At 42.7% G+C, this 6365-nt stretch carries 5 protein-coding genes; all 5 read left to right on the top strand.

The window, feature by feature from the left end; translation table 11 throughout:
- The coding region (locus tag NTV63_01815) for a myxococcus cysteine-rich repeat containing protein (protein ID MCX6709672.1) at positions 1-806 on the top strand (806 nt) is incomplete at its 5' end.
- Between the two features lie 130 nt (positions 807-936).
- A complete protein-coding gene (locus tag NTV63_01820; GenBank protein MCX6709673.1) occupies positions 937-2007 on the top strand; it encodes a putative metal-binding motif-containing protein in 1071 nt (356 codons plus the stop codon).
- A 356-nt stretch (positions 2008-2363) separates the two neighbouring features.
- Entirely contained in the window at positions 2364-4550 is a 2187-nt protein-coding gene (locus tag NTV63_01825; GenBank protein ID MCX6709674.1) for a hypothetical protein, read from the top strand.
- 28 nt (positions 4551-4578) lie between these two features.
- Entirely contained in the window at positions 4579-4806 is a 228-nt protein-coding gene (locus NTV63_01830) for a hypothetical protein (protein MCX6709675.1), read from the top strand.
- A 79-nt stretch (positions 4807-4885) separates the two neighbouring features.
- Positions 4886-6365, top strand: a 1480-nt coding sequence (locus NTV63_01835) for a MopE-related protein (GenBank protein MCX6709676.1), incomplete at its 3' end; no start/stop codon positions are given.

Here is a 6365-nt window from a genome sequence, read left to right on the forward strand (position 1 = left end):
GTTGGTGCATGGTTATCGGCGGCTCAAGAGTTGAGCTTACAGTGTTTGATAAAGCAGGAAACTTTGGCAAGGATAGTACCGAAGGAGCATCTGCAGACACAACAGCACCAATGATAACTATGACAAGCCCAAGCGGCATTATCAAATATAATGAAGTAACGCTTGAAGTGGATACAAATGAGCCTGCAAAGTGCTATTATGGTGAAACAGACGACATTAAAGAAATGGCGCTTATGCCAAACACTCCTCTCTTAGGAGATTACGGCACAGAACATAATGCAAACCTTGAAACACTTGAAGACGGATTGTATGTCTATCATGTGCAGTGCGAGGATGCATCAGGAAACTGGAATGAGCACTCAAAAACAATTGTGTTCTCAATAAACACAGCAGGGGACTGGTGCGTGTACAAGCCGCTCACAAGTGGCTGGGATGTAGTTTATCTCCCAGACCTAATGCTTGATGACTTGTATGGCAATTTAATACACACACCCGAGCAGGTCCTGTATGAGATTGCAGGCAACTACGACATTATATGGTATTATGACGGAACACAATGGCTGCATTACGAACCAGATGTGCCTTCATGGGCAAATACTCTGACTGAATTCAACGACAAAATCAGCAACCCGTATTACCTCAAGATGACTGGAGCAGACACCCTGACATTGCCTTGCAATCAATTGGATTACTGCGGCAATGGCAAAGTAGATGTGCCTTTTGGCGAGGAATGCGATGATGGGAACAAAGAGAACGGGGACGGCTGCAGTTCAACATGCACTGTTGAAATAAGTGAACCAGTTTAAACTTACAACCATATTTTTTTATTTATTAGTTTTTGTAACTAAATAGTGATAAAAAATAGTAATATTTAAATATATCCTATTCATTACTATTCATTATTATTGAATAAAGCATGAATTTGGGGGTTAAATCATGAAAAAGATTACAATCATATTTGCTATGATTCTATTACTTGTAATAAACATAGTTTATGCAGAAGTGCCCACTGAAAAAATGCCATGCTCCTTCTACGGGACTGTGAGCGTTAACGGAAACCCTGCTGAAAGCACTGATGTAACTGCTTATGTTGAAGGAACTGCAAACTTGACAGGAACAGGACGAAGCGGTCCTCCTTCTGGAAATTATGCTATTGATGCTGATGCAGACGGAAAAAACATTTTCTTTAAGGTTAAAAGATTAATTGTTAATGAAGCAGCTGTCGCCTGTGTTGGCGGCTCAAGCATGGAATTTAGTTTAACAGCAACTGATGCGGATAATGACGGTTATAATTTTGATGATTGCGATGAGACTAATGCAAGCATTAATCCCGGAGCAACTGAAATCTGCAATTGGATAGATGATGATTGTAATGATAAGATTGATGATAATTTAGGTTCTACAACATGCGGTGTTGGAGCCTGCCAGGCAACAGTGCAGAATTGTGTTGGCGGGATTTCCCAAACATGCGTGCCAGGCACTCCCGCTAATGAAATATGCGGAAACAGCATTGATGAAGACTGCGACGGCACTGATCTTGCCTGCCCAAGTGGTGGAGGAGGAGGCGGTGGAGGCAGTGGAGGCAAATGCAAGTCAGAGTGGAACTGCACTTCCTGGAGTGAATGCGTTAACAGCGTCCAGACAAGAGCGTGCAGCCTTAAGTATCCAACCTGCGATCCAAAAGAGGCAAAACCGGTTGAATCACAGAGCTGCGAGATGCCTGTGTCAGAAGAGATTTTAGCATCTGCCCTAAATGTGCCAGAGCCGAATCAGACAGAAATCCCAGCAGAGAATAGTCTTACTGGAAATACTCCTTCAACAGGCAGAAAAAACCTGCTGACAGGACTTGCAATAGGAAACCTTTTCAATGTAAATGCAAACCCGATTATTGGAATAATACTCCTGATTTTGATTGCAGGACTGTGCATCTGGCTGTTCTTTTTCATCAAGAGAATAAAGGGAAAGAGAAAGAATAATCGTTTTTCAGATGATTTTTTTAATCAATAAAATCATAAAAAAATCATTTTAAGGCGCTTATTTTGAAAGCGGGATTTCCGGAATTTTTGTCACATGCAGGTTACGCATTTGGGCTTTTTGTCACGACGGGGTTTCAATTTCTTAGTTGTCACAATTGAGTTTAAAGCATTTAAAGGATTTCTGTAATCTGAGATACGCATTATAATAAGATAGTTAAAGGATAAAAATGCTTAAATACAAATCCCCTAATTGTAAATTCCAGTGATTACATCCAGATTGTTACTGGGTCAGAACTATTAGGTGTAAATTTTGGTGGTAGTGAAAAATGCGTGATAGAGCAAAAGTGGATTTAGATACAACGAGAACTATAGAAAAGAGAAGCAAGGATGAAGTTTCAGAAATTAAACCATATTGTGTTCGCGTTAGCCCTTATTCTCACTCTAATCTGTCTTTCTAACGGCGCATCAGCCACTTTATACTGCAAATTCTGCACAAATTCTGTAAGCCAGCAGTGCATGATATGCGATACAATTCCAAATCCAGCATGCCCTGCCCTTCCGGGAATAAACCTTTCTTCTCCTGAAAATGATTTCATCTACAATACAAACCGGGTTCCTATTGAAGTGAAGGTTGAGGAGAATGTTCCGGAGATGAAGATAACCCTTAACGGCGAAATTTCTTATTCTGAAACCTTATGCACCAACTGCAACTCATACCAGGGATTCACAAGGGAGCTCAAGCAGGGTTCATACCAGCTGTGCATAAAGGTAACAACACAGCCAAAAGGACCGTGCCAGGGAGACAATTACTATCCTTTCCTTGACTCAAGGTGCGTGCACATTGAAGTCAGGACTACGGCTTTACCAATAATCCTTGATTACACTCCAAAGAACGGCTCTGTCATTACAGGGCTGGATGCAGAGGAGTTTTCAGTAAGATATAATGAATCATCCATGAAAAATGCAAGCCTGATTTTCAGGAAAGTCGGGGAAGACACTTATTACATACTGACAAAGAATGACTGCCCTTCAGGGCAGAATGCTGAGTGCACTTTCACAGCAGACCTTTCAGGATACAAGAACCTGGACAAGATTGAGTATTATTTCCGGCTGATTAACACAAACAACGGATTTGAGTTCTCCGAGCACAACACAGTTACAATACTTAGGACATTATCCACTTTTGAGGTGATTTCGCCTGTTCCAGGAACAGCATACGGAACAACAAATGTTCCTGTTGAGGTGTGGGTTAATGGAACAATGAGATATATAAAAAGGGCTATTGACGGCGGCTCATACTCCCAGCTCTGCTCAGCATGCAGCCAGTATTCGGGAAACATTGTGTTTGGGGAAGGCATTCACACCCTTTCAATCCAGATAACTGATTACAGTTATAATACTGCAGAGAAGAATGTCACAATAAAAGTTGATTCAAAGCTTCCTGTAATATCAAGCCAGACACCTGCAAATAACACTTACGCTTTTGAAAGCACTAATTTCAATGTCACATACACTGAAAATTACCTCAAGGAAGCAAGATTAAGCATAATTAGGAATCCAGGAACAGCAGAGGAAGCATTGGATGAATACATCCTCCCTTCCTGCACAGCAGGGGCTTCAAAGACGTGCGGAAAATCCCTTAATGTAACTTCCTACGAGCCGGGATTCAGGTATTATTTCACAATATCTGATGACATAAGAAGCGTTTCCTCAATCCCTTACACAATAAAGGTTGATTCATCCCTTCCGCAGATTGAGATAATATCCCCTGAAAGCAGGGCTTACGGAGTTAAAGCAGTGAATTTCGAAGTAAGCACAGGGAAACTTATGAAGACAATAAAATATTCCCTTGACAGCAGTTCATACACCCTTCTCTGCTCTGACTGCAGCTCGTATTCAGGGCAGAAGTCATACACAGACGGAAGCCACACTCTCACAATCCTTGCAACAAGCAAGGCAGACAACAACTCAACAAACAGCGTTTCATTTTTCATTGACTCGGTTGCGCCTGTTGTAAGCTCAATAACCCCGATAAACAAGAGCTTCATAAATTCGCCTGCATTTTCAGTCAAATACACTGAATCATATCTGGAAAATATAATGCTCTTCTGGAAGGGAGATGGCGAGGAGTGGCAGTCAGTAACGCTTTCCGGCTGCGCATCTGGCTCGCTTGTGCAGTGCGCATCACCAGGATACTTAATTCCTTATTTCGGATTCTATCCTGACAAAGGGAAAATTGAGTATTTCTTCAGGATAAAAGACCGGGCAAGGGATGTTAATTCAACTGTAAACACAGTTTACTTTGACAATACTGCGCCATTGCTGAGCATACTTTCACCTTTAAACAACACGGCATACGCAACTACAACCCTCTCAATAAGCGCAGAGGCAAACGAGAAGTGCAAGAGCATAAAATACTCAGCAGACGGCGCGTCCTTTACAACAGTATGCTCTGACTGCACATCAGGAACTGTCTCAAAGTCCTTCACAAGAACCACGCACACATTAACTGTTCAGGCGCAGGACTATTCGGGAAACATTGCTGAGAAGAAAATATCCTTCACAATCAACTGATTATAATGAATTATAACCAATGATAAAAATGGAAGAAAATAAAATAATAAACCTGAAAGAGATGAGCAGCGAAACCCTGGATTCGCTTTTATGCAACGCCTGCCCAATCAATGAGAGTCCGAAAGAGTGCAAAAGGATATTTGAATTTTCGAGGATTGAGGAGTATTTCAACAGGGAAGAAGGAGAAATTAAGAATATGTTTTGCAGGCGCTACATCTGCAATTACAAATTATCAAAATATCGCAATGAAAAATAAGAATTACAAAAGAAAAGATGAAGGGATGGATATAGAGAAATAAAAAAGCATAATTCAAGAGAGATTTGGGGGTGTCGAAATGAAAAATAAGTTTAATTGTGGGACAACAAAAGGTTTTTTCGGGATAATCGCCATTATTCTGATGCTGGCAACTATGTCAGTTTCAGTATTGGCAAGCGAAAGCATTCTTACCCCGACAAAGGACAGCTATGTAAGCTCTGCAATGCCTAACACCAATTACGGCGCATCAGCACAGCTTGCAGTGAGGGCAAACCTGCTCTATCCAAAGAGGGCTTTAATCCAGTTTGCAAACCTTCCTACAGTTCCCCCTTCTTACAGGGTTAATTCTGCTGTAATGAGGTTATACATTGAGAAGGCACCCTGGGCTCTTGAAACTTACAATGCTGAAAGGATATCATCTGACTGGAGCGAAACTCTTGTCAACTGGAAGAACCAGCCTGCAACAGCAGGGATTTCCGGAAGCGCAAAGGTCAACACAACCGGATGGATTAATATTGACGTTACTGACGATGTCAAGGGATTCTATGACGGAATCCTTGAAAACAAAGGATGGGTGATAAAGGACTCAATTGAAGGAACAGCAATTTTCACACAGGAAGGAATCGCAAAGTCAAAGGAGAATGGAAACCCCCTCTTAACTCCCCAGCTTGTGATAAACTACTGCGTTGACAATGATGCTGACGGCTATTTCAGGGCAGAAGAGGGATGCGGTCCTGTGGACTGCAATGACTATGATGCTTCGGTGAATCCTGGAGCACCTGAAAAGTGCGATAATATTGACAATAACTGCAACGGCATAATTGATGAGGATGTCTCAGAAACACAGACGTGCGGAACAGAAGTAGGCGCATGCGAATTTGGGACAAAAGAGAGAACATGCTCAGCAGGAACATGGGGAGCATGGGGAACATGCACAGGCGGAATAACCCCTGTTGCTGAATCATGCGATGCACTTGACAATGACTGCGACGGCAGCATTGATGAGAATTTGACAAGGGCATACGGAGAATCAGATGTTGGAGAGTGCGAATACGGCACTGAAACATGCACTATGGGCGCTTGGCTTATAACAACGCCCGCAGTGTTCTCTGCGCCTGAGATATGCGACAATAAGGATAATGATTGTGATGGGCTCGCTGACAATGGAGTTGTCAGGTCATGCTACACCGGAATTCCAGGAACTGGAAACGTGGGAATATGCAGGGAAGGGACAGAAACCTGCTCAGCAGGAACCTGGGGAGCATGCATCGGACAGATACTTCCGGAGCAGGAGATATGCGAAAACGGGATTGATGAGAACTGCAACGGCAGGGATGAGCCGTGCTTCGGCTCTGTGTGCGCAGGAACCAATATTCCAGACACAGTGCTTGCAGGAAGCGTCTTTTCCGCATCTGTAACCATGAGAAACATAGGCGAGGATGTCTGGACCCAGTTCTACGCATACCGCCTTGGAAGCGCAAGCCCGAATGATAATGTTGTTTGGGGAAAGAGCAGGGCTGAAATGGGAACAGGAGATTCAGCTGCAAAGGGGCAGGAAT

Source organism: Candidatus Woesearchaeota archaeon, from assembly GCA_026394965.1.
Classification (GTDB): domain Archaea; phylum Nanobdellota; class Nanobdellia; order Woesearchaeales; family 0-14-0-80-44-23; genus JAPLZQ01.

Bases quoted from the DNA above. Each gene is read 5' to 3' on its own strand.
- NTV63_01820 (MCX6709673.1), top strand. From the start codon at position 937: ATGAAAAAGATTACAATCATATTTGCTATGATTCTATTACTTGTAATA.
- NTV63_01830 (MCX6709675.1), top strand. From the start codon at position 4,579: ATGGAAGAAAATAAAATAATAAACCTGAAAGAGATGAGCAGCGAAACC.
- NTV63_01825 (MCX6709674.1), top strand. From the start codon at position 2,364: ATGAAGTTTCAGAAATTAAACCATATTGTGTTCGCGTTAGCCCTTATT.